General features: G+C 69.2%; 21 protein-coding genes. 13 read left to right on the top strand and 8 right to left on the bottom strand.

Annotated features, from left to right (window positions below):
- Entirely contained in the window at nucleotides 1-765 is a 765-nt protein-coding gene (locus tag ACGFNP_RS18335) for a hypothetical protein (protein WP_393319910.1), read from the top strand.
- Between the two features lie 123 nt (nucleotides 766-888).
- Here the strand turns inward: ACGFNP_RS18335 and ACGFNP_RS18330 are convergent, their stop codons facing one another.
- Entirely contained in the window at nucleotides 889-1659 is a 771-nt protein-coding gene (locus tag ACGFNP_RS18330; RefSeq protein ID WP_393319907.1) for a TetR/AcrR family transcriptional regulator, read from the bottom strand.
- A gap of 78 nt (nucleotides 1660-1737) precedes the next feature.
- On the opposite strand from ACGFNP_RS18330, the gene ACGFNP_RS18325 reads away from it, so the two are divergent.
- A complete protein-coding gene (locus ACGFNP_RS18325) occupies nucleotides 1738-2661 on the top strand; it encodes an ATP-binding cassette domain-containing protein (protein ID WP_358317290.1) in 924 nt (307 codons plus the stop codon).
- Between the two features lie 26 nt (nucleotides 2662-2687).
- Nucleotides 2688-3503 carry an ABC transporter permease gene (locus ACGFNP_RS18320; protein WP_219526697.1) on the top strand — a complete coding sequence of 272 codons (816 nt, stop codon included), beginning with the start codon at nucleotides 2688-2690 and terminating at the stop codon, nucleotides 3501-3503.
- A gap of 33 nt (nucleotides 3504-3536) precedes the next feature.
- Here the strand turns inward: ACGFNP_RS18320 and ACGFNP_RS18315 are convergent, their stop codons facing one another.
- Genes ACGFNP_RS18315 through ACGFNP_RS18300 form a run of 4 tightly spaced genes read right to left on the bottom strand, consistent with a single transcriptional unit; the run spans nucleotide 3537 to nucleotide 8452 of the window.
- Entirely contained in the window at nucleotides 3537-4472 is a 936-nt protein-coding gene (locus tag ACGFNP_RS18315) for an ABC transporter substrate-binding protein (protein WP_393319903.1), read from the bottom strand.
- A gap of 58 nt (nucleotides 4473-4530) precedes the next feature.
- The gene (locus ACGFNP_RS18310) at nucleotides 4531-5499 is read right to left on the bottom strand and encodes an ABC transporter substrate-binding protein (RefSeq protein WP_219526695.1); all 969 of its coding nucleotides are present in this window, start codon (nucleotides 5497-5499) and stop codon (nucleotides 4531-4533) included.
- Nucleotides 5496-7409 carry an ABC transporter permease gene (locus ACGFNP_RS18305; RefSeq protein ID WP_393319900.1) on the bottom strand — a complete coding sequence of 638 codons (1914 nt, stop codon included), beginning with the start codon at nucleotides 7407-7409 and terminating at the stop codon, nucleotides 5496-5498. The genes ACGFNP_RS18310 and ACGFNP_RS18305 overlap by 4 nt, the downstream gene beginning before the upstream one ends.
- On the bottom strand, nucleotides 7406-8452 hold the full coding sequence (locus ACGFNP_RS18300; protein WP_393319897.1) for a glycine betaine/L-proline ABC transporter ATP-binding protein: 1047 nt from the start codon (nucleotides 8450-8452) through the stop codon (nucleotides 7406-7408). Before ACGFNP_RS18300 ends, ACGFNP_RS18305 begins: the two co-directional genes overlap by 4 nt.
- Before the next feature lie 345 nt (nucleotides 8453-8797).
- On the opposite strand from ACGFNP_RS18300, the gene ACGFNP_RS18295 reads away from it, so the two are divergent.
- From ACGFNP_RS18295 to ACGFNP_RS18280, 4 genes are all read left to right on the top strand, one after another.
- Nucleotides 8798-11419, top strand: a complete 2622-nt coding sequence (locus tag ACGFNP_RS18295; RefSeq protein ID WP_393319894.1) for a nitrate- and nitrite sensing domain-containing protein — start codon at nucleotides 8798-8800, stop codon at nucleotides 11417-11419.
- The gene (locus tag ACGFNP_RS18290; RefSeq protein WP_358033790.1) at nucleotides 11416-11838 is read left to right on the top strand and encodes a roadblock/LC7 domain-containing protein; all 423 of its coding nucleotides are present in this window, start codon (nucleotides 11416-11418) and stop codon (nucleotides 11836-11838) included. The genes ACGFNP_RS18295 and ACGFNP_RS18290 overlap by 4 nt, the downstream gene beginning before the upstream one ends.
- 67 nt (nucleotides 11839-11905) lie before the next feature.
- On the top strand, nucleotides 11906-12220 hold the full coding sequence (locus tag ACGFNP_RS18285; RefSeq protein WP_358317306.1) for a DUF742 domain-containing protein: 315 nt from the start codon (nucleotides 11906-11908) through the stop codon (nucleotides 12218-12220).
- A complete protein-coding gene (locus ACGFNP_RS18280) occupies nucleotides 12201-12779 on the top strand; it encodes an ATP/GTP-binding protein (RefSeq protein ID WP_393319890.1) in 579 nt (192 codons plus the stop codon). The genes ACGFNP_RS18285 and ACGFNP_RS18280 overlap by 20 nt, the downstream gene beginning before the upstream one ends.
- 7 nt (nucleotides 12780-12786) lie before the next feature.
- Here ACGFNP_RS18280 and ACGFNP_RS18275 read toward each other — a convergent pair whose 3' ends face one another.
- Together ACGFNP_RS18275 and ACGFNP_RS18270 are read right to left on the bottom strand one after the other, a co-directional pair.
- Nucleotides 12787-13749 carry an SIS domain-containing protein gene (locus ACGFNP_RS18275; RefSeq protein WP_393319887.1) on the bottom strand — a complete coding sequence of 321 codons (963 nt, stop codon included), beginning with the start codon at nucleotides 13747-13749 and terminating at the stop codon, nucleotides 12787-12789.
- Nucleotides 13746-14897, bottom strand: a complete 1152-nt coding sequence (locus ACGFNP_RS18270) for a hypothetical protein (RefSeq protein ID WP_393319884.1) — start codon at nucleotides 14895-14897, stop codon at nucleotides 13746-13748. Before ACGFNP_RS18270 ends, ACGFNP_RS18275 begins: the two co-directional genes overlap by 4 nt.
- 150 nt (nucleotides 14898-15047) lie before the next feature.
- On the opposite strand from ACGFNP_RS18270, the gene ACGFNP_RS18265 reads away from it, so the two are divergent.
- Genes ACGFNP_RS18265 through ACGFNP_RS18250 form a run of 4 tightly spaced genes read left to right on the top strand, consistent with a single transcriptional unit; the run spans nucleotide 15048 to nucleotide 18864 of the window.
- The gene (locus ACGFNP_RS18265; RefSeq protein ID WP_358317314.1) at nucleotides 15048-16169 is read left to right on the top strand and encodes a spermidine/putrescine ABC transporter substrate-binding protein; all 1122 of its coding nucleotides are present in this window, start codon (nucleotides 15048-15050) and stop codon (nucleotides 16167-16169) included.
- Between the two features lie 32 nt (nucleotides 16170-16201).
- Complete coding sequence (locus ACGFNP_RS18260; protein WP_358317315.1) at nucleotides 16202-17041, top strand: ABC transporter permease; 840 nt, start codon at nucleotides 16202-16204, stop codon at nucleotides 17039-17041.
- Complete coding sequence (locus ACGFNP_RS18255) at nucleotides 17034-17816, top strand: ABC transporter permease (protein WP_358317317.1); 783 nt, start codon at nucleotides 17034-17036, stop codon at nucleotides 17814-17816. The genes ACGFNP_RS18260 and ACGFNP_RS18255 overlap by 8 nt, the downstream gene beginning before the upstream one ends.
- Nucleotides 17803-18864, top strand: a complete 1062-nt coding sequence (locus tag ACGFNP_RS18250; protein ID WP_358317319.1) for an ABC transporter ATP-binding protein — start codon at nucleotides 17803-17805, stop codon at nucleotides 18862-18864. The genes ACGFNP_RS18255 and ACGFNP_RS18250 overlap by 14 nt, the downstream gene beginning before the upstream one ends.
- Here ACGFNP_RS18250 and ACGFNP_RS18245 read toward each other — a convergent pair.
- On the bottom strand, nucleotides 18846-19463 hold the full coding sequence (locus ACGFNP_RS18245; RefSeq protein ID WP_358317320.1) for a helix-turn-helix domain-containing protein: 618 nt from the start codon (nucleotides 19461-19463) through the stop codon (nucleotides 18846-18848). The genes ACGFNP_RS18250 and ACGFNP_RS18245 overlap by 19 nt on opposite strands.
- Before the next feature lie 121 nt (nucleotides 19464-19584).
- Here ACGFNP_RS18245 and ACGFNP_RS18240 point away from each other — a divergent pair, with 121 nt between their 5' ends.
- Both ACGFNP_RS18240 and ACGFNP_RS18235 read left to right on the top strand, forming a co-directional pair.
- Complete coding sequence (locus ACGFNP_RS18240) at nucleotides 19585-20868, top strand: glycosyltransferase (RefSeq protein ID WP_393319878.1); 1284 nt, start codon at nucleotides 19585-19587, stop codon at nucleotides 20866-20868.
- A complete protein-coding gene (locus tag ACGFNP_RS18235; protein ID WP_393319875.1) occupies nucleotides 20861-22258 on the top strand; it encodes an aminobutyraldehyde dehydrogenase in 1398 nt (465 codons plus the stop codon). The genes ACGFNP_RS18240 and ACGFNP_RS18235 overlap by 8 nt, the downstream gene beginning before the upstream one ends.
- The last annotated feature ends 98 nt before the right edge of the window (nucleotides 22259-22356 follow it).

Here is a 22356-nt window from a genome sequence, read left to right as displayed (position 1 = left end):
ATGTGGATCGCGCTCGCCGCCGCCGTGGTGATCGGCGTGGCCGTCTGGTGGGTCCGCCACCGCGGCACGGCCGACGGTGGGCCGGCGGTTGTGCGCAGGCCGGGCTGGGAGGCGCGGCTGGGGGACGAGGGCGCGACCGCGTTGCTGGAGGGGCTGAGGGCCTTCGCCGACGCGGGGACCCCGGTTGATCTCGGCGGGGAGTTCGGGGTCCTGACGGTGTTCGAACCGCCGCGGCTCATCTCGCTCGACCTGCTCGCCGGCCGGTTCGCCGCCCGGGGGCAGGCGGCCATGCACGATCCGCAGACCACGGTGGGCGAGCTGATGGCCGAGTTCCTGGCCGCCGAGGAGCCGGGTGTGCTGCATCTGCGGGCGGGCTGGGCTGACTCGGCGCACGGCGGGCGCTTCGCCGATCAGGTGCGTGAGATCGTCTGTCCTCAGGGAGTGGCGGGCATCGGCGCCTGGTCCGGTGCTGGTGGCCTGGGTGCGCTGGAGGTGGTCGTCCTGGGCGACGGGCTGCCGGACACCACGATGCTGCTCGACCTGGCCCGGATCCGTGACCAGTACGACGAGTCGCGGGCGCGGCAGCCGGGGGCGCCCGGCGAGGTGGTGCTCCGCAGCCTGCTGACGAGCGTCATCGCCAACGGCGGGTCTGGACTGACCTGGACCGTGCCGCCTACGGAGCGGCAACTCGGCGTCGCGCTGGCCGCTGCGGGGCCGCCGGAGCTGCGGCGGGCGACCCCTGCCAAGGAAGCGGCTGACCGCTAGGCCCGTATTTCGGCTGCCGTATGTTTCCACACTCCCAGCCGAACTGTGGCGGGGAGTGCGGAAAACGCGGCCGGCGGTGTCGGCAGGGCAGCGTTGTCGGGCTGAATCGGTGGGCAGGCGGAGTCAGGTCGGGTCGGCTCGGCGGGTGATCAGTGTGTCGATGCCGTCGAGGACGCGTTCCAGGCCGAACTCGAAGGCGTGTTCGGCGCTGTACGCGCCGCCTAGGGCCTCGGCGGCGGCCTGACCGACGCGGGAGGCCGTCGGCCACCGTGAGGTGTCGGCGATCCGGCTGAGGAACGGCGCGTGCGCCGCCCACCACTGCTCGTCGGTCAGCCCGGTCTGGGTCTCCGCCTGCGCGGCCTCGACCGCCCCCCTGGCCGTGCCGTGAACGAAGCCGGTCACCAGGGTGATCACCGAGTCCATCTCCACGTCCGTCAGCCCGATGCCGTCGACGGCACGCAGCTCGTAGTCGTACTTGGCCGTGACGTTCGGCCCCAGCACCGGGCGGTTGGCCGCCACCTGCAGGAGCCAGGGGTGGCGCTGGTAGAGCGCCCAGTTCTCCCTGGCGATCAGGGTCAGCCTGGCCCGCCAGCCGCCTGGCACGTCCTCCGGCCTCGCGGTCTCGCCGTAGACGGTGTCGAGCATGACGTCGAGCAACTCCGGCTTGCCCGGCACGTACGTGTAGAGCGACATCGTGCCGACGCCGAGCCGCTCGGCGACGCGGCGCATCGACAGCGCCTGCACGCCGTCGGCGTCGGCGACCTCGATGGCGGCGCGCACGATCCGGTCGACGCTCAGGTCGGGCTTGCCCTTGCGGCTGGCCCGCTCGCTGGTGCGCCAGAGCAGCGCCAGGCTGCGCGCCGGGTCGCCCTTGCCGGAGTACTCGATCGTCACCTTCGTACGGTACACCGTACGGTTGCGAATTCTGAACCGTATGCTGTACGGTACGGCGTACGGAATTTAGGAGGCGGTATGGCGGCGGTACTCGCACAGGGGCTGCGCAAGACGTACGGCAAGAAGGCGGCCCTGGACGGCTTCGACCTGGAGGTGGCCGAGGGCACGGTCTGCGGCCTGCTCGGCCCGAACGGCGCGGGCAAGACCACGGCCGTCCGGATCCTCACCACACTCCTGCGCGCGGACGGCGGCCGAGCGGAGGTGGCGGGGTTCGACGTGGCGGCCCGTCCCCGGCTCGTACGGCGGAGCATCGGCCTGGTCGGCCAGCACGCGGCGGTGGACGACGTGCTGACCGGCAGGCAGAACCTGGAGCTGTTCGGCCGCCTCTACCACCTGGACGCCCGCGCGGCCCGGGCCAGGGCCGCCGAGCTGCTGGACACGTTCGGCCTGGAGCACCCGGGCCCGGTCAAGGAGTACTCGGGCGGCATGCGGCGCCGCCTCGACCTGGCGGCAAGCATGATCCTCTCCCCACCCGTGCTCTTCCTCGATGAGCCCACCACGGGGCTCGACCCGCGCAGCCGCGGCGAGGTGTGGAAGGCGGTGCGCGCCCTCGTCTCCACCGGCACCACGGTGCTGCTCACCACCCAGTACCTGGAGGAGGCCGACCAGCTCGCGGACCGCGTCTCGGTCATCGACACCGGCAGGGTCGTCGCCGAGGGCACGCCGGCCGAGCTCAAGAACAAGCTCGGCGGCGACCGGCTCGACGTGGTCGTCAGGGACGCTGCGCGGCTGTCCGAGGCCGCCGGGATCGTCGGCAGGGTGGCCGCCGCGCCCGCTGAAGTCGATCAGGACACCCGCCACGTCAGCGCGCCGGTGGTCGAGCGAGTCCAGGCGCTCACGGCGGTCCTGGCGGCGTTCTCGGCCGCGGGCATCGAGGCCGAGGACGTCGCGCTGCGCAGGCCGACACTCGATGAGGTCTTCCTGAGCCTCACCGCCGCGTGAATCCCATCAACCGAAAGGAGCCCGGCATGACCGAACTCACCATGGACCCGCCGTTCACCCGGCTGCGCTGGGCGCTGGCCGACGGCTGGTCGGTCGCCCGGCGCGACCTGATCCACTGGATCGCCCAGCCCATGACGATCGTGTTCGGGGTCGCCTTCCCCGTGGTGATCGCCTTGGCGTTCGGCTACCTGTTCGGCGGCGCGGTGGACGTGCCGGAGGGGGCCGACTACTTCGCCTTCCTCATGCCCGGCATGTACGGCATGACGATGCTGTTCGGACTGGGCGCCACCATGGTCGCGGTCACCACGGACCTGTCTCGTGGCGTGACCGACCGGTTCCGGTCCATGCCGATGGCCCCGTCGGCCGTGCTGATCGGCCGGGCCGTCGCCGATCTGCTCAACTCGGTGCTGGTCCTGGCGGGCATGCTGGCTTGCGGGTTCGCGGTGGGCTGGCGCCCGGCGAGCCTGGGCGGGGCGCTCGGAGCCGTGGGGCTGCTGCTGTGGCTGCGCTTCGCCCTGTTGTGGGCGGGGATGTACCTCGGGCTGGTGGCCAAGGATCCGGGGGCGGTGACGGCCATCCAGACGCTGGAGTTCCCGATCGGCTTCCTGTCGAACGCCTTCGTCGCTCCGGGCACCATGCCGGGCTGGCTGGGCGCCGTCTCCGAGTGGAACCCGCTGTCGTCGACCGTCGCGGCGGCGAGGGAGCTGTTCGGCAATCCCGGCTGGGGCGGCGACTCCTGGGTGGCCCAGCACGCGGTGACGATGGCGATCGTCTGGCCGCTGGTGATCACCGCGGTCTTCTTCGTCCTGTCGGTCCGCCTCTACCAGCGCCTGGACCGGTGACCCCGAGGGGTCAGCCGGCCACGATGGCGTAGTTCAGCGCGGGATCCAGTCCTTCCACACGATCTTGTTCTCGTCGACCCACTTCTTGGCGGCCTGGTCGGCGCTCATCTTGCCATTGATCATGTCGCTGGCGACCGCGTTCTGGTTGTCGTTGGTCCAGGTGAAGTTGCGGACCAGGTCGTACGCCCGGCCGCCGGTCGCGGCGAAGCTCCTGCTCACGATCTTGTCGAGCAGGTACGGCGGGTAGTCGCAGGCGACCCTGGCCGCGACGGCGTCGCAGCCTATCGAGTAGGCGGGCAGATTGATCTTGACGAGTTTGACCTTGGTGAACAGCCATTGAGGTTCGTAGAAATACATCAGCACCGGCTTCCTGTTCTTGGTCGCCGTCTCCGCCGCCTTGATCAACGCGTCTTCGCTGCCGGAGTAGACCACCCGGTAATCGAGGCCGAGGTTCTTCACGAGCGCCTCGTCATTGGTGACGAACGACCGATCACCGTCGAGTACCTGACCGGAATTTCCAGATTTAGCGGTCCGAAAAAGGCTCGAATACTTGTTCAGGCTCCGCCAGTTGGTGATGTCTGGATATCGCTTGACCATCCACTGGGGGACGTACCATCCGATCACCCCTTTGTTTCCGGTGAGACCCGCCGAGAGCGCGATCTTCTCGTCCTCGATGTACTTCTTCTTAAGATCGTTGTGGCCCCAATTCTCGACGATCACGTCGACCTTGCCGGTGGCGAAGTCCTTCCAGGAATCCTCCTCTTTCATCTTGCGCTTCTTGACGTCGTATCCCAGCTCGTGTTCGAGCAGGTAGGCCAGCACGGCGGCCTGGGCCTCGTAGCCGACCCACCCGTGGACGTCGATGTGCACCGTGCCCTTCGCCCCAGGGGCGGGCGACGGCTCTCCGCTGGAGCAGGCCGTCAGCAGCAGGGCCGCCACCAGCGGCCCCGTGATCGTCTTGGTTCGCATGAGCGGCTCCACGGCCGCGGCCCGCCGGGGGCCGCGGCCGAAAAGGGGTCAAGAGGGGCTACTTGGGGATCCACGCCTGCCACTTGGCGGTGTTGGCCTCGATCCACTTCTTGGCGGCCTGCTCGCCGGTCATGCCGCCGTTGGTCATGTCGTTGGCGACGGCGTTCTGGTCCTCGTTGGTCCAGCTGAAGTTCTTGACCAGGTCGTAGGCCTTGCCGCCGGTGTCGGCGAACTTCTTGCTCACGATCTTGTCGAGGTCCAGCTCCGCGTAGTCGCAGGCGACCTTCTTGGCGTCGGCGTCGCAGCCCGAGGTGTAGGCGGGCAGGTTCACGCGTACGAGATCGACCTTGTCGAAGAGCCAGTGCGGGGTCCAGAAGTAGAACAGCAGTGCCTTCTGCTGCTCCTGCGCCTGGGTCGCCGACTTGAGCAGGGCCGCCTCGCTGCCGCCCGTGACCACCTTGAAGTTCAGTTTGAGGTTCTTGACCAGGGCCTCGTCGTTGGTGACGTAGCTCGGGTCGCCGTCGAGGAGCTGGCCCTTGCCGCCGGATTCCGACGTCTTGAACAGGCCGGCGTACTTGTTCAGGTTCTTGTAGTCGGTGATGTCCGGGTACTTGTCGGCCATCCACTTGGGCACGTACCAGCCGATGACGCCCTTGTTGCCGGTCGAGCCCGCGGACTGGGCGACCTTCTTCTCGTCGATGAACTTCTTCACCAGGTCCGGGTGACCCCAGTTCTCGATGATGACGTCCACGTCGCCGGTCTCGAAGCCCTCCCAGGCGAGCTGTTCCTTGATCTCCGGAAGCTTGACGTCGTAGTGGAGCTCGTTCTTCAGCAGGTAGGCCACCACGTTGGCGCTGGCCTCGTAGCCCACCCACGGGTTGATCGCGATCTTGACGGTTCCGGCGCTCGAGGCGCTGCCCTGGGCTTGTGGCGCAGCGGAGCTGGACGGCTCTTCGACCTTGGCGCCACCGCATCCCGCGGCCGCGAGCCCGAGCGCTAAAAGGCCTGCGAGCAGGCGAATCTTCATCTGGTCTTCCTTCTTTGGGGGGAAGGGCGCCTGTCGGCGCCCTGCGTGATGCGGTCGAGCATGACCCCGAGCAGGACCGTCGCGATGCCGGCGATGAACCCCATGCCGAAGTCGGTCCGCTGGGAGAAGCCCACGACCACGTCGTAGCCGAGGGCGCCGGCCCCGACCAGGCCACCCACGACGACCATGGCCAGGGTCATCACGATGCCCTGGTTGGCGGCCAGCAGGATCGCCCGGCGGGCCATCGGCAGCTGCACCTTCCACAGGAGCTGGCCCGGGGTGGACCCGGCGGACGCGGCCGCCTCCACCACGGTCGCGGGCACCGCCCTGATACCGTCCTCGACCAGGCGCACGACCGGGGGCACCGCGTAGATGACCGAGGCGAAGATCGCGGTGAACCTGGTGGTCTCGAACAGGGCGAGCGCGGGCAGCAGGTACACGAAGGCGGGCATGGTCTGCGCGGCGTCGAGTATCGGGCGCTGCACGGCTGAATACCGGGACGACCGCGCGGCCGCCACGCCCAGCAGCAGGCCGATGACCAGGGTGACGAGCACCGCGACCGTGACGGTGGTGAGCGTCTGCATGGCGTGCTCCCAGACGCCGAGCAGCGCGATCGCCAGCAGGCAGCCGAGTGCCGTGAGCGCCGGCCTCAGCCCGCTCACCCGCCAGGCCAGGAGCAGCGCGGCGGCGGCGACCAGCCACCACGGCGCCGAGGTGAGCAGGCCCTCCAGCGGGTTGAGCAGGAGACTGGTCGTGACGTCCTTGACGAACGTCGTGACGCCGTACCAGCTCGTCTCGGCCCAGTGCACCGCGTCGTTGACCTGGACGACGAAGTTGACCGTCCAGCCGTCGGGCCACTCGGCGGGCAGCAGCGGGGTCAGAGCCAGACCGGCGGCGGCCGACACAGCGGCGGCGATGAGGGAGATCCGGCCGATCCGCCGGTGCGGGTCGCGAGTGGCCAGCGCGACCGTCATCCGGTCCAGCACCACGGCCATGACGACGATCGCCAGTCCGGCCGGGAGCATGATGCCGACCTGCGCGCGCGACAGGCCCCGGATGATGTCGCCGCCCAGGCCAGGCGCCGAGATGAGGTTCGCGATGACGACCATCGACAGCGCCATCATGATGGTCTGGTTCACCGCCAGCGCCATCGTCGATCTGGCCAGCGGCAGGTAGACCTTGAACAGGGTCTGGCGCCCCGTGGCGCCCAGCGACGCCGACGCCTCGACGGCGGTGGGGGAGACCTGCTCGATGGCCAGCGCGGTGATGCGGATGGCCGGCGGGATCGAGTAGATCATCGTCGCGATGGCGCCGGCGGGCGCGCCGATGTGGAAGAACAGCACGAGCGGCGCCAGGTACGCGAACGTCGGCATGATCTGCATGACGTCGAGGACCGGGGTGATCGCCTTGCGCGCCCGGCGCGAGAGGCCCGCCCAGACGCCCAGCGGGATCCCGATCGCCAGCGACAGCAGCACCGAGGCCGCGACCAGGGCCAGCGTGTCGACGCTCGACTGCCAGAGTCCGAGCACACCGAACGAGCCGACCCCGGCCACCGCGAGCAGCGCGATCCGCCAGCCGCCCGCCAGCCAGGCCAGTGCGCCCATCACGCCGATGAGCCCGGGCCAGCCGAGCGCGTACAGCACGCTCTGGAAGGCCGTGTAGACCGACCCGACGAAGAGCCGGATGTAGTTCAGGAAGTACAGGAACAGCGGGTTGGAGTTCCGATGGTCGTCGATCCACTCCCGCAGGTCGGTGATCGCCAGGAACTGCGGCGCCGACTTGTCGTGCGGGAGCGTTCCCGTGCCGTGGAAGACGAGGTAGGCGGCGGCGAACAGCAGCACGATCCCCGCCGGGGCCGCCCACCTGGGCATGCGCAGCCTGGACGGGGTGGTGACGGCCGTGGTGCTCATACGCCGGCCCGTACGGCGCCCGAGAGGAAGGTGAGCATGTCCACCCGGTCCACGACTCCGGCCAGCTCGTCACCGTCGACCACCCGGATGGGCCGGGAGGAGGCCGACGTGGCGCCGATCGCGTCCTTGATGACCGTGCGGGCGGGCAGGACCGGGCCGTCGAGGGGCTCGCCTGGCTCGGGCGGCCGGCAGATCCAGCGCAGCGTGAGCACGTGGCTCCTGGGCACGTCACGGACGAAGTCGGCCACGTAGTCGTCGGCCGGCGCGCCCACCAGTTCCTCCGGCGTGCCGAGCTGCACGATCGACCCGGCCCGCATGATCGCGATGCGTTCGCCCAGCTTGAGCGCCTCGGACAGGTCGTGGGTGATGAACACCATCGTCTTGCCGACCTCGCGGTGCAGGCGGATCACCTCGGCCTGCATGTCGCGGCGGATCAGCGGGTCGAGCGCGCTGAACGGCTCGTCGAACAGCATCACCTGCGGGTCGACGGCCAGCGCGCGGGCCAGGCCGACCCGCTGCTGCATGCCGCCGGAGAGCTGGTCAGGGTAGGCGTCGGCGTGCCCGTCGAGGCCGACGAGGGCGAGGATCTCCCCGGCCCGCGCGTGCCTGTCGGCCTTGGCGGCGCCCTGGATCTCCAGGCCGTAGGCCACGTTGTCGATCACGCGCCGGTGGGGGAGCAGGCCGAAGTGCTGGAACACCATGCTGACCCGGTGGCGGCGGATCTCGCGTAAGCGGGCGGGGGTGGCGCGGCCGATGTCCTCGCCGTCGATCCTGATCTCGCCCGCGCTCGGCTCGATGAGCCGGGTGAGGCAGCGGACCAGGGTGGATTTGCCGCTTCCCGACAGGCCCATGACGACGAAGACCTCGCCGGGCCGTACCTCGAAACTGACGTCTCTGACGGCGGCGGTGCAGCCCGTCTTCTCTCTCAGCGCGGTGGGTTCCAGATACTTGTCATCGCACTCCAGGACCCTTTCCACCTTTGTGCCGAAGATCTTCCACAGTCCGTTGACGTCGATGGCCGCACTGTTGGGAGAAACCCCCACAACTCGCCTCCTCGCTTTGACCGGGCTCAACCTATGTCGTAAATAACGCAAATCTCAACGGCGTGACCTTGAAGAGACGTCTGTGGTTCTTCTCTGTAACAGCCTTGGAACGCTACAAACGCCCACAAGCGGACACTTGTTTACTTAAAGGAGCATTTTTCACCTATAACGGATCAAAATGGGGCCCCAGGTTCTCGCCTCATGCGTCACACCGCTTGAGTTTTGCCACGTTATGTTCGCTTGGCCGAGCTAGTAGGTATGTGTTCCAATTACCCCCACTTGCTGATTTCCCGAGGGCCTCAGTCGCCCTTCAAATACGCCGATTCGGGCGAGAGGTTGCGTTCGGTGAGTACACAGTTGGGTGAACGGCAGGCGGACGAGGCGAACTGGCGCCTGCGTAACTGGCGGGTCCGGGCGCGGCTCGTCGCGCTCATCCTGGTTCCGACCGCCGCGGCCGTCCTGCTCGGCGGCGTCCAGGTGTTCGCCTCGATGGGCGCCGCCGCTGACTACGCCCGTACGAACCGGCTGGCGCAGCTCTCCCAGCAGGTCGGCGCGCTCACCCACCTGGTCGCCGGCGAGCGCGGCAGGACCTCGTGGTTCATCGCCAGGGGGCGGCCCGCGACGGGGCTAGCCGACGTACGCGACCAGATGGACCTGGTGGACGCCTCCACCAGGCAGGTGCGGGCGAGCGCCGAGCAACTGGTGGGTGAGGTCACCGGCCGTACCGCCGACCAGATCGAGAACATGCTGAGCCGCCTGAACGACCTGGCCGGCCTGCGCCAGCAGGCGCTCGAAGCCGATCTGCTGCCCGGGGCCTGCGTCGAGCTCTACACCACGGTGATCAACGAGCTGCTGTCGGTGCACAACGAGCTGGTCAAGGGCAGTCAGGACGACGAGCTGTTCCGTCAGACCCGCATGCTCGACTCGCTGGCCCACGCCAAGGAGAGCATCTCGCTCCAGCAGGCGTTGGTCACCACCGGCCTGGTCGAGGGGAGCTTCGACCAGGAGCAGCTCAAGCGCTTCCTCGGCGAGCTGTCACGCGAACGCAACGAGCGCAAGGGCTTCGGCGACGAGGCCACCGCGGAGGAACGCCGCTTCTTCGACGAGAGCGTCAACGGCAGATCCGCCGACCGCATGCTGTTCCTGCGCGAGCTGGTGCTGATCCGGGCCACGGCGGGGCTGCCCCTGAAGGGCCTCGACCAGGGCAACCACGGAGACGACGCCAAGGAGTGGTACGACGCGGGCACCGTCGTCGTCGACTCCTTCCGCGAGGTCGAGCAGCGCCAGGCGGCCGGCATCCTGACCCGCAGCGAGGCACTCAGCGCGGACGAGCGGCAGCGCGCCCTGGTCATCGCGTGCGCGGTGCTCGCGCTGCTCATCGCCGTCCTGCTGATCACCACGGGAGTGGCGCGATCGCTGGTCCGGCCGCTGCGCCGGCTGCGCGGCGAGGCGTTGGAGATCGCCGGCCGGCGGCTGCCGGAGTTCGTCCAGCACCTGCGCGAGTCGCGCGACGGCGCGCTCAACGTCAAGGTGCCGCCCATCGGCATCTTCTCCAAGGACGAGGTGGGCGAGGTCGCGCGCGCCTTCGACGAGGTGCACCGCGAGGCCGTACGGCTGGCCGGCGACGAGGCGCGGCTGCGCTCGAACGTCAACGCGATGTTCGTCAACCTGTCGCGGCGCAGTCAGACCCTCGTCGAGCGGCAGCTCACGCTGATCGAGCGGCTGGAGCGCGGCGAGCGCGACGACAACCGGCTCGGCGACCTGTTCAAGCTCGACCACCTGGCCACCCGGATGCGCCGCAACAGCGAGAACCTGCTGGTCCTGGCCGGCCAGGAGGCGGCACGCAAGTGGAGCGAGGCGGTCGAGCTGATGGACGTCGTACGCGCGTCGCTCGGCGAGGTCGAGAGCTACGACCGGGTCAGCGTCGAGGCGCAGTCGGCGGCCGCCATCGCCGGCCAGGCGGTCAGCGACGTCGTCCACCTGCTCGCCGAGCTGGTCGAGAACGCGGTCTCGTTCTCCTCGCGCGACACCAAGGTGATCATCTCCAGCAGCCGCATCGACGGCGGCGGGCTGATGGTCTCGGTCACCGACCACGGCATCGGCATGAGTCCGGAGGAGCTGGCCGAGGCCAACTGGCGGCTGGCCAACCCGCCGGTGGTCGACGTCTCGGTCTCCCGGCGGATGGGTCTGTTCGTGGTCGGCCGGCTCGCACTGCGGCACAGCATCAGGGTGCAACTGCGCCGCCAGGACGTCGGCGGGCTGACCGCCATGGTGCTGATCCCCGAAACGCTGCTCACCTCGGTCCCCGGGGTGACGCCGGCCCCGGAGCCGCCGCCGTTCGTGCCGATGCAGGCCACCCCGGCGATGCCCGGCTTGGGCCACCCGTCGTTCGACCCTTCGCTCGACCAGCCATTCGACCAGCCATTCGACCAGCCATTCGACCAGCCTTTCGAGCGGCCTTTCGAGCGGCCCTTCGAGCGCTCGTCCCATCAGCCCCTTGAGGCCCTCGACATGGCGCCGTCGCCCCCATCCTCGTGGTTCATCTCCCGGCACACGCCCTCGGTGGAAGTGCCGATGCCCGCCCTGGCCCCACCGCCCCCTCAGGCGGAGAACGAGCTCCCGCCGGTCTTCACCTCCGCCGGGTCGAGCTGGTTCACCAAGCCGGAACCGGACCATCGCGACCCCGCCTGGTCCTCGCCGGCCGACGGCGGATGGCAGGCGGCGGGCGCGATCAGCGAGCCCGCGCGGAGCGGGACCACCTCATCCGGACTGCCCAGGCGGACGCCCAAGGCCAATCTGGTGCCGGGCTCCGCCACACCCCCACTGTCGCCGTCGCCGTCGCCGTCGCCGGCCCCCGCACCCGCGCCCGCACCTCCTGTCTCGCCCGACCGGTTGCGCCGCAGGCTCGCCAACTACCAGCAGGGCGTGCGCAAGGGCCGCGCAGAGTTAGAGGAGGACCCAGGATGAAGAATCTGAGCCAGGCGGCCAGGGACATGAACTGGCTCGTCAGCGGCTTCGTGGAGCAGGTGCCCGGCGTGGCGCACGCCGTGGTGGTCTCCGCCGACGGGCTGCCGGTGGCCTTCTCACGAGGCTTCCCCCAGGACCGCGCCGACCAGCTCGCCGCCATCGCGGCCGGGCTGATCAGCCTCACCCAGGGCGCCGCGCGGGTCTTCGAAGGCGGCGAAGTCACCCAGACCCTCATCGAAATGCGGCGCGGCCTGCTCCTGGCCATGGCGATCAGTGATGGTTCGTGCCTGGCGGTGCTGGCCGCCCCCGATTGCGACATGGGCCTGGTGGCCTACCAGATGACGATTCTGGTCGAGCGCGCGGGGCAAGTGCTCACGCCCGCCGTCCGCGCGGAACTCTCGGCCGCGCGAACCTGGTGATGGGAGTGGACTGTTGGCAGCGTGGGATGACCGCGAACCGGAGCCCGAGCGGAGCTCGTTAGTCCGGATGTACGCCGTCACAGGCGGGCGAACCGCCCCACGCGGTGGCCTTGCGGTGGAGGCGCTTGTATCCTCAGCGACGTCGATACGGCTCGGCATGACCTACACCCGGGAATACCGGGCGATCAGCGAGCTGTGCCGGCAGGTCCGGTCGGTGGCGGAGGTGTCAGCTCTGCTGCGGGTCCCGCTCGGTGTGGCGCGGGTCCTGATAGCCGACATGGAGTCGGAAGGGCTGGTCCGCGTCTACCAGCCGCAGCTTGAGGCGGGCGTCCCTGACAAGAGCCTGCTCGAAAGGGTACTCAGTGGACTTCGCAGGCTCTAGCGGGCTCACCTCGACGAAGATCGTCGTCGCGGGCGGGTTCGGCGTGGGCAAGACCACCTTCGTCGGCGCGGTGTCGGAGATCATGCCGCTGACCACGGAGGCCGTCATGACGGATGCCTCGGTGGGCATCGACGACCTCGCGCACACGCCGGGCAAGACGACCACGACCGTGGCCATGGACTTCGGGCGACTGTCGCTGGATCGTGATCTGATCCTCTACCTGTTCGGCACGCCCGGTCAGCACCGGTTCTGGTTCATGTGGGATGACCTCGTCAAGGGTGCGATCGGCGCGGTGGTGCTGGTGGACTCCCGGCGGCTGGCCGACAGCTTCCCCGCGATCGACTACTTCGAGAACGCCGGGCTGCCGTTCGTCGTCGGGCTCAACGGGTGGGACGGGCACTTCCCGCACGTGGAGAACGAGGTGCGGGAGGCGCTCACGCTCTCGCCGCACATCCCGATCGTGCGTACCGACGCGCGGGTCCGCGAGGCGGTCAAGGCCACGCTCATCTCGCTGGTCGAGCACGCCCTCACCGCCCAGTCCGCGTCCGGCGCCCGCTGACGCCCGGTCAGGACGCCGCCGACCACCAGTAGGCGGCGACCAGCTCCGCCACCAGCGTCTCCGTGAGCAGGGCCACGTCCGCGTCGCCCTCGTGCGTGTAATGGATGGCGGCCGTGGCGTCCTTGAGGTCTCCGCCGACGGTGAGGACCGTCGAGCCGCGCTGCCGCACCCAGTCCATGGCTTGGTCCTCGTAACGGGAGCCGGGAAAGAGCAGGGCGCGGTAGTCGAGGGTCTTGGTGAGGTAGACGTCCACGTGGGCCCAGTCGCCCGTCTCGCAGGCGTCGGCCGGGCGGCGGGGACCCTCGCGGAACATCAGCGCCGACTGCTCCGCCGACGACAGGCGCTCCGGGGGCGCCATGGTGTAGACGCCGTGCGGGCCGTCCAGCAGCTCCAGCGCCAGGGGCAGCCACTCGTCCCTGCGGTCGAGGAGGTCGGCCGACGCCTCGGCGCTCCGCCGTACCAGAGCGGGCAGATCGCGCCCGTCGCCCGTGAGGCGGGACTCCAGCGCGAGCAGGAGGGCGAGCGTGTGCTGGAACGTACGGCAGGACACGCCGCCCCGCTCCTCGCCCGCCCGCAGGGGGACGACCAGGTCGGCCGCCTCGGCGAGGGCCGAGCCGGGAGTGTTGGTGAGCGCCGCCACGAACGACGGGCCGCCCGCGTACCGGGCCACCGCGTCGAGCGTCTCGCGGCTGCCACCCGTCGCCGAGATGGGCACCACCAGCGTCTCCGGACCCGCGGGGTAGGTGGCCGCGGCGGAGGCGTAGTCGGCGTAGGCGTCGATGCCCGCGGCGCGCAGGCGGAGCGCGGCCACGCCGGCGGCGTAGCGGGAGCTGCCCATGCCCAGGAACAGCACGCGACGGACACCGCGCGGCAGCCCCTCGAACGGATCGGCGGTCGCCAGCGCGTCCGCCAAGGTGGCCAGGGCCGCGGGTTTGGCCTCCAGGTCGGCCAGGTAGAGCTCGGAATTCACGGGGTCTCCTCGGGATAACGGGCGCGCAGGACGCCCATCGGGGCGTAGCGCCAGCGGGGCAGGTGCCGGGCGGCGTAGACGAGCTCCCGGCACTCCTGCTCGATCTCGAACGGGCGGAGCAGCGAGCCGTCCAGCAGGTCCGGCCGCCCGCGCTCGGCCAGGCGGTCCCGGTAGGCGGTCAGCAGGCGCTCACGGGCCTCGCCGGCCCAGCCGAGCGCCTGGCGCGGCGGGGTGCCGCGGCGCTTGATCGCCACCTGGGCGACGTGTTCCAGGCTGGTGGCGAGCTGGGCGACGTCTCTGGCCGCCGGCTGGTACGGCGCGGCCTCCGTGACGGTGGGGTTGCCGTCGAAGTCGATCACGGCATAACCGCCGGTCCATTGGAGGATCTGGCCGACGTGGAGATCGCCGTGGATGCGGATCAAGGGCGTGCTGATGGGCTCGGTGAGCGGGGCCAGCTCGGCTCTGAGAGCGCCCGCCCGGCCCGCCAGCCACTCGCCGTCCTCGCCGCCAGTGAGAGTGAGGGCCTCGGCCAGGGCGCCCTCCGCCCTTTCCGCCGGTCCGAAATTCGCTGTAACGGCCGGGGCGGTTATGGCGATGGAGGGGGGTGGGAAAGTGGAGAGTGCCAGGTGGAGGTCGGCGGCCAGGCGGCCGAGGGCGTCCGCGAAGGCGGTGCGGCCCGCCTCGGCCTCATCGGCGCACCACTCCCAGCCGTCCCTGGCCCCTGGCAGGTAGCCCGTGACCAACGCGAGCAGCGTCTCGCCCGCCCCGTCCACACGCGTCAGCGCGGCGTACGGCGGAGCCGTATCCTGGAATCCGGCCCCGGCCAGATGGGCGAGCATCTCGGGTGCGGGATGCGGCATCGTCGCCGGAGGCGTCAGCCACTTGACCACCACCCGCTCGGCCACGACCACCGAATAGTTCGTCTGGTCGACGTGTGACCCGAAATCCCGCTCGGCCGGCACCCCAGTGTCGTGTTCCGTCACACCGTGCGAGAGGCTGGGCAGGGCGGAGAAGCGGCGGACGGCGAAGGGCGGTGGCACCTCACTCCCCCCCACGAGCGCCGTCACGAGCGCGGCGGAGATGCCGCGATCTTGTGCTGTGAGGGGCTTCTCACCGAGAGAGAGCAACCGCTTCCATATTGAATTCATGTTCAACAGCTAGACCAAACATCCAGGTAACAGTGTCCGCAAAAGTCTTGCTCATGTTGATTTCTGCTGCAACACTCCTGCTCTGGTCCGCCGTGCCCGGTTGGTCGCGCGACCCCTCTCGTCCCTTGGAATCCTGAAGGAGTAGCGGCCGTGTCCTCCCGTACCCGGTTCACCCGTCGTCTTCCGGCTGCCGTAGCGGTGGTCGGCCTCGCGCTCGCCGTCGCGGCGTGCGGTGGTGAGTCGACCAACAGCGCAGCGGCGCCGGCGGCGACGGCCGACCAGCTCAACCCGAACGCCGACCTGTCGAAGCAGTCGGTCAACGTGACGGTGTGGGACGGCTACACGCCCAAGGAGCTACCGCAGAAGGTCAAGGACAAGCTCAAGTTCCCGCTGAAGATCGGGCTCCACGCCACCAACGAGGAGGCGATGACCAAGCTGACCGCCGGCGGCGACAGCGGCATCGACGTGGCGTTCGTGTCGGGCCAGTACGCCCAGGCGCTCAACGAGCAGGGCCTGCTGGAGCCGATCCACGCGGAGCTGATCCCGAACCTGGCCAACCTCTACCCCGAGGCCACCCAGCTCTCCTACGACAAGGGCAACAAGTACTCGGTGCCCTACACCTGGGGCACGACCGGCATCTGCTACCGCAGCGACCTGGTGAAGACGCCCCCGACGAGCTGGAAGGACATCCTGTCGCCCCCGGCCTGGGCCGACAAGAAGGTCACCATGATGACCACCGAGCGCTGGCTGGCCCTGCCCGCGCTCAAGGCGCTGCACTACTCGGTCAACACCGACAAGGACGACGAGATCGCCGCGGCCAAGAAGCTCCTCATCGAGGCCAAGCCGCACCTGCTCGGCTACGACGACACGACCTTCGGCGACAAGCTCAAGTCCGGCGAGGCCGTGATGGTCGAGGCGTGGGACGGCTGGTGCCCGACCACGGACGAGAAGAAGAACATCAAGTTCGTGGTGCCGAAGGAGGGCAGCGACCTCTGGGTGGACACCATGGTGATCATGAAGTCCTCCAAGAACAAGGAGGCGGCGCACGCCCTGATCAACTACATCCTCGACCCCGAGATCCACAGCTGGGCCGCCGCGAACATCAACTACAAGGTGCCCAACAAGGCCGCCATGGACAAGGTGCAGATCCCCGAGGGCTCGCTGCTGGGCATCAAGCCCGCCGAGCTGCTCAACGGTGAGTCGATCATCGACCTGGGTCAGGCGTCGGTGAAGTACACCCGCATGTCGACCGAGATCACGGCGCAGTCGTAGTAGCAGTGAAAGCACAAGCTGAATCCCGGCCGGTGTCCCCTTCGAGGGGGCGCCGGCTGGGTGCGTTCGTTTTCCTGTCACCCGGGCTGACCTACCTGGTCGTGCTCCTCCTGGTGCCGCTGGTGCTGGTGCTGAGCTACACGCTGTTCCAGCGCGGGCGGTTCGGCGGCGTCGTCTACGAGGTCACCGGCGAGAACTTCAGCCGCCTGCTCGACCCGCTCTACCTCGGTGTGGTGGGCACGTCGCTGAAGACCGCGGGGCTCACGACCCTGGTCGCGCTGCTGCTCGGCTACCCGACGGCCTACCTGATCGCGCAGCTGCCACGTAAGTGGAAGACGGTCGCGCTGGTCGCCGTCGTACTGCCGTTCTGGACGAACTTCATCATCCGCGTCTACGCCTGGATCATCCTGCTCAACGGGCCCGGCCTGCTGAACTCGGGATTGAAGGCGCTGGGCCTCGGGCCGTACGAGCTGCTCTACAACCAGGGCGCCATCGTTCTCGGGCTGCTCTACTCCTACCTGCCGCTGATGGTGCTGCCGCTGTACGCGGCGATCGAGCGGCTCGACCCGCAGTTGCGGGAGGCGTCGGCGAACCTGGGCGCGTCGGGGTTCACCACGTTCCGCAAGGTGACGCTGCCGATGACGGTGCCGGGCGTGCTGACCGGGTGCCTGTTCGTGTTCGTGCCGAGCTTCGGCAACTTCGTCATCCCCGAGATGCTCGGCGGCGGAAAGTCGATCATGGTGGGCAACCTGATCCGCACGGAGTTCCTGAAGGCCCGCGACTGGCCCTTCGGCTCCACGCTGGCGCTGGCCCTGGTGGCGGTCCTGGTGGTGCTGCTGATCGCGCAGTCGTGGGCGGCCCGCCGTGGGTAGGGCGAAGTGGCTGCACGTCCCGTTCTGGGCCACGTACGTCTTCCTCTACGTGCCGATCGTCGTGCTCGTCGTGATGTCGTTCAACTCCGGCAAGTCGGCGTACACCTACGAGGGCTTCAGCCTCAAGTGGTACGGCGAGCTGGCCCAGGACGAGCGGATCAGGGACGGCCTGGTCAACACGCTCATCGTGGCCGTGGGCTCGACCGTCATCGCGACCGTGCTCGGCACGCTGCTGGCCGTCGGCCTGGTCCGGCACACGCGGTCGAAGACGCTCGACGCGTTCGCCCTGATGCCGGCCGTACTACCCGACCTGGTGCTGGCCATCGGGCTGCTGGTCTTCTACGGGATGATCCAGCTCACGCTGGGGCTCTACTCGGTGATCCTCGCGCACGCCGTCTTCTCGATGGCCTTCGTCGCCGCGGTCGTGCGCACCAGGCTGACGAACGCCGACACCTCGCTGGAGGAGGCGTCGCGTGATCTCGGGGCGGGCCCGGTCGTCACCTTCATGAAGGTGACGCTTCCGCAGCTCGCGCCGGGCATCATCGCGGGCGCGCTGCTGGCCTTCACGCTGTCGCTGGACGAGTTCGTGATCGCCTTCTTCACGATCGGCAACACCGAGCAGACGCTGCCGATCGTCATCTATTCGATGGTCCGTTTCGGGGTGACCCCGAAGATCAACGCGCTGGCCGCCATCCTGCTCCTGGTGAGCTTCACGGCGGTGATCGCGGGACAGCGGATCACCAAGATCGGGGAGTCATCTCGTGCTCAAGATTGACCGGATCACTCGGCGGTTCGGTGATGTGACCGCGCTCGACGGGGTCTCACTGGAGATCCGCCAAGGTGAGTTCTTCGCCCTGCTGGGGCCCTCCGGGTGCGGCAAGACCACGCTGCTGCGCATCCTGGCCGGGTTCGAGACGCCCGACGGCGGCACGGTGACGCTCGACGGTGAGGACCTGCTCGCCAAGCAGCCGAACCGGCGGCCGATCAGCCTGATGTTCCAGTCGTACGCGCTGTTCCCGCACATGACCGTCGCCAAGAACGTGGCCTACGGCCTGGAGCGGGAGAAGCTGCCGCGCCAGGAGATCAAGCAGCGCGTCGCCGAGGTGCTGGACACCGTCGGTCTGTCGGAGCTCGGCGCGCGCAAGCCGGCCCAGCTCTCCGGCGGCCAGCGCCAGCGCGTCGCGCTCGCCCGGTCCATCGTCAAGCGCCCGCGCCTGCTCCTGCTCGACGAGCCGCTCTCCGCGCTCGACAAGAAGGTCCGCGCCGACATGCAGCTGGAGCTCAAGCGGCTGCAGCACGAGGTCGGCATCACCTTCGTGGTCGTCACCCACGACCAGGAGGAGGCCATGTCGCTGGCCGACCGCATCGCGGTCTTCGAGCGGGGCGGCGTGCGCCAGGTGGACGAGCCCGTCGAGCTCTACGAGCGGCCCCGCACTCCCTTCGTCGCCGACTTCGTCGGCGCCAACAACCTGTTCGAGGGTACGGCCGGCGGGGCGGAGGGCCTCAGGAGCACCGACTTCGGCCTGCTGCCCGGCACCCCGCTGGAGGAGCTCGAGCCCGGCGCCAAGGCGCTGCTCGGCGTCCGCCCGGAGAAGGTCGAGCTGCGCGACGAGACGGCAGCCCACGGGCTCAAGGGCACCGTGCTCGACGTCAGCTTCTACGGCGGCGTCTCACACATCTCGGTCGACCTGCCCGGCCAGGTCAAGCCGGTCCTGGTGGCCGTACAGGGGGCCAGCGCCGTGCAGCAGGGCGCCAAGGTCAAGCTGCACTGGCGGCACGACGACGCCGTCATCATCCCGGCGGATCAGGGCACGGGTCGATGAGTCAGGCCGTGGCCCGTCGCCGTGCGCGCGTAGGAGAGGATCAGCTCGGCCGCCTCCTGCGGGTCTATCACCGGGTGCCGGGCGGTGATCCGGTAGCCGTAGGCGTCCTCCAGGGCCACCAGGTTGCGCGAGATCGTCAGCGAGTCGGAGCTCAGCTTGAACACCCCGAGCGCGGAACCCGTGTCCAGGATCGACTGGTACATCGACACCTGCCGGTCGTACAGGGAGGTGAGCAGCACGCCGTAGACCCTGTTGCGCCCCGCGGCCCCGCCGAGCTCGTTGAGCAGCCTGACGTCGGGATCCAGCGGACCGGTCGGCAGCCCCGACCTGATCGTCATGACCAGCTTCTCCGCCGGGTCGGTGAGCGCGATGAGCTGGCGCAGCCGCTGCTCGTAGAACCGCTCCATCCCGGCGTGCTGCGCCTCGACCAGCAGCTCGCTGATGTCGGGATAGTGATAGAGCACGGCACCGGAGGTCAGCCCGGCCTCCTCGGCCACATGCGAGAGCTGGACGCGGTCGATGCCGTGACGGATGATGGCCCGCCGGGCCGCCTCGATCAGGTCGATGCGCCGGTCGCTGCGGCTCTTTCGCTGGGCCACGATCACCGCCTTGTTTGTCTGCCGTTCAGGAAGCCGTGACCATAGTGCCTTGAAGTTGGCGTCCCCGCTAGATGAGTATTTGAATTCCTCTTCAATTGCTAGTCCACCTCGGAGTCGTGGAATGTCCCTCACCATCCTGTTCATGCCGGAAAGCGCCTACGGGCCCACGAACAACAGCATCGGCATCGGCGACATCCTGCGTCGCCGCGGCCACCGCGTCGTCTTCGCCGCCGAGGCGTCGTGGAAGGGCAAGCTCGAAGCCCTCGGTTTCGAGGAGGACCTGGTCGACCTGGCGCCGCCGGCCGAAGGGGCCGAGGAGCAGGACGCGGGGCAGTTCTGGAAGGACTTCATCCGGGAGACCGCCCCCGAATACCGCAAGAGCACGCTGGAGCAGCTCGAGACGGTGACCAAGCCCATCTGGGACTCGCTCATCGACGGGGCAAAGTACTGCGAGCCGCAGCTCAAGGCCATCATCGAGCGGGTCCAGCCGGACGTCATCGTCGAGGACAACGTCATCACCTTCCCGGCGCTGCTCACGACCGGCAAGAAGTTCGTCCGCATCGTGTCCTGCAACCCGCTGGAGGTGCGCGGCGACGACGTCGCCCCGGTGTTCTCGGGACTGCCCGCCGACCACCGCGGTGAGTGGGACGCCTTCCGCGCCGAGTACGACCGCACCCACCGCGAGATCTGGGCGGCCTTCAACGAGTGGTGCGTCGAGCAGGGCACCGCGCCGCTGCCCGACCTCGACTTCATCCACGAGGGCGACCTGAACCTCTACGTGTTCCCGGAGATCCTCGACTACACCGACGCCCGGCCGCTCGGCCCCAGCTGGCACCGCCTCGACTCCTCGGTCCGTGAGACCGACGAGGACTTCCAGCTGCCCTTCCAGCGCACCAACGGCGCGCTGGTCTACTTCTCGCTCGGTTCGCTCGGCTCCTCCGACGTGGAGCTGATGCAGCGGGTGATCGACGTGCTGGCCACCACCCCGCACCAGTTCATCGTCTCCAAGGGCCCGCTGCACGAGGAGATCAAGCTGGCCGACAACATGTGGGGCGCCGAGTTCCTGCCGCAGACGAAGATCATCCCGCTCTGCGACCTGGTCATCACGCACGGCGGCAACAACACCACCACCGAGGCGCTGCACTTCGGCAAGCCGATGATCCTGCTGCCGCTGTTCTGGGACCAGTACGACAACGCCCAGCGCGTGGACGAGCTCGGCTACGGCGTGCGGCTGTCGACCTACGCCTTCACCGACGAGGAGCTGACGGGCGCGCTCGACCGCCTGCTCGGCGACTCGGAGCTGCGCGCCCGGCTGGCCGCCGCGGGCGAGGAGATCCGCGGCCGCGACGGTCTGCGCAAGGCCGCCGACCTGATCGAGAACCTGGGCCTGAAGTCCGATGCGTGAGCTGATCAACCCGGCGACCGGGCTCGTCTGCGACCTGGTCCCCGACACCCCGGTGGACGACGTGGCGGGGGCGGTGCGGACGGCGCGCACCGCCTTCGAGGAGTGGTCGCAGGCCACCCCGGGCGAGCGAGCGCGCGTGCTGCTGCGGCTGGCCGACCTGGTCGAGGCCGACGCCGAGGAGCTGACCCGGCTGGAGGTCGAGGAGACGGGCAAGCCCGCGGCGGTCTTCAGGGACGGCGAGCTGCCGTTCGCGGCCGACAACCTGCGCTTCTTCGCCGGGGCCGCCCGTTCGCTCGACGGGTCGGGCGCCGGGGTGTTCAGCCGCGGCTACACCTCGGTCATGCTGCGCCGTCCGCTCGGCGTGGTGGGCTCGATCGCGCCGTGGAACTTCCCGTTCGTGATGGCCGTGTGGAAGCTCGGCCCGGCCGTCGCCGCGGGCAACGCGGTGGTCATCAAGCCCGCCCCGCAGACGCCGCGCAGCACGCTGCGGCTGGCCGAGCTGTTCGCCCAGGCGGGCGCGCCGGCGGGCCTGGTGCGGGTGGTCACCGGCGGCGCCGAGGTCGGCGAGGCGCTGGTCACCGATCCGGGTGTGGACATGGTCAGCGTCACCGGTTCGACGGAGACCGGCAGGGCCGTCATGACCGGCGCCGCCAAGACGCTCAAGCGGGTGCACCTGGAGCTCGGCGGCAAGGCGCCCGCGCTGGTCTTCGAGGACGCCGACCTGGAGGAGACGGCCCGCGGGGTGGCCATGGGCGCCACCTACAACACCGGTCAGGACTGCACCGCCGCCACCCGCGTCTACGTGGCCCGGCAGGTGTACGACGACACGGTGGAGGCCATCAGGGAGACACTCGCCGGCATCACCGTGGGCGACCCGTGGGACCCCGCCACCGACGTCGGCCCGCTGATCTCGGCGGCGCACCGCGACCGGGTGCACGGCTTCGTCTCCGGCTCCGGCGGGCGCGTCGTACATGGTGGCACCTCGGTCGAAGGGCCCGGTTCGTATTACCTACCCACACTTGTTAACGAAGTGTCACAGAACAGCGATATCGTCCAGGGTGAACTCTTCGGCCCCGTCCTCGTGGTCCTGCCGTTCGACACCGAGGACGAGGCCGTGACGCTGGCCAACGACACGCGTTATGGCCTGGCCTCGTCCGTGTGGTCTCGGGACGTGGCCAGGGCGATGCGGGTCTCGCACCGCCTCGACGTGGGTGTGACCTGGATCAATGATCATCTGCCGATAGCCAGCGAGGCCCCGCACGGTGGGGTCAAGGGCAGTGGTTTCGGCAAGGACATGAGCCAGGAGGCGGTGCAGGAGTACTCGGTGACCCGTCACCTGATGGTCAAGCACGCGGCGCCGGTGGAGCGCGACTCCTTCCGGCCCGCCTGAAAACACGCACGGCGATATGCGACCTCGAAGGCACGTTTGGTCGCATTTGATGGGATATGTTCGGTTGGCCGATCTGGTACGGGTTGTGTTCCAATTAC

Source organism: Nonomuraea sp. NPDC049269, from assembly GCF_043197155.1.
Taxonomy (GTDB): Bacteria; Actinomycetota; Actinomycetes; order Streptosporangiales; family Streptosporangiaceae; genus Nonomuraea.
The sequence above is the reverse complement of the archived record's forward strand: the minus strand, read 5'-3'. Positions and strand labels throughout refer to the sequence as shown.

What these genes read in the sequence shown, in the direction of transcription:
- ACGFNP_RS18335 (WP_393319910.1), top strand. Translation starts at nt 1, where the DNA reads ATGTGGATCGCGCTCGCCGCCGCCGTGGTGATCGGCGTGGCCGTCTGG.
- ACGFNP_RS18325 (WP_358317290.1), top strand. Translation starts at nt 1,738, where the DNA reads ATGGCGGCGGTACTCGCACAGGGGCTGCGCAAGACGTACGGCAAGAAG.
- ACGFNP_RS18320 (WP_219526697.1), top strand. Translation starts at nt 2,688, where the DNA reads ATGACCGAACTCACCATGGACCCGCCGTTCACCCGGCTGCGCTGGGCG.
- ACGFNP_RS18315 (WP_393319903.1), bottom strand. Translation starts at nt 4,472, where the DNA reads ATGCGAACCAAGACGATCACGGGGCCGCTGGTGGCGGCCCTGCTGCTG.
- ACGFNP_RS18310 (WP_219526695.1), bottom strand. Translation starts at nt 5,499, where the DNA reads ATGAAGATTCGCCTGCTCGCAGGCCTTTTAGCGCTCGGGCTCGCGGCC.
- ACGFNP_RS18305 (WP_393319900.1), bottom strand. Translation starts at nt 7,409, where the DNA reads ATGAGCACCACGGCCGTCACCACCCCGTCCAGGCTGCGCATGCCCAGG.
- ACGFNP_RS18290 (WP_358033790.1), top strand. Translation starts at nt 11,416, where the DNA reads ATGAAGAATCTGAGCCAGGCGGCCAGGGACATGAACTGGCTCGTCAGC.
- ACGFNP_RS18285 (WP_358317306.1), top strand. Translation starts at nt 11,906, where the DNA reads ATGTACGCCGTCACAGGCGGGCGAACCGCCCCACGCGGTGGCCTTGCG.
- ACGFNP_RS18270 (WP_393319884.1), bottom strand. Translation starts at nt 14,897, where the DNA reads ATGAATTCAATATGGAAGCGGTTGCTCTCTCTCGGTGAGAAGCCCCTC.
- ACGFNP_RS18240 (WP_393319878.1), top strand. Translation starts at nt 19,585, where the DNA reads ATGTCCCTCACCATCCTGTTCATGCCGGAAAGCGCCTACGGGCCCACG.
- ACGFNP_RS18235 (WP_393319875.1), top strand. Translation starts at nt 20,861, where the DNA reads ATGCGTGAGCTGATCAACCCGGCGACCGGGCTCGTCTGCGACCTGGTC.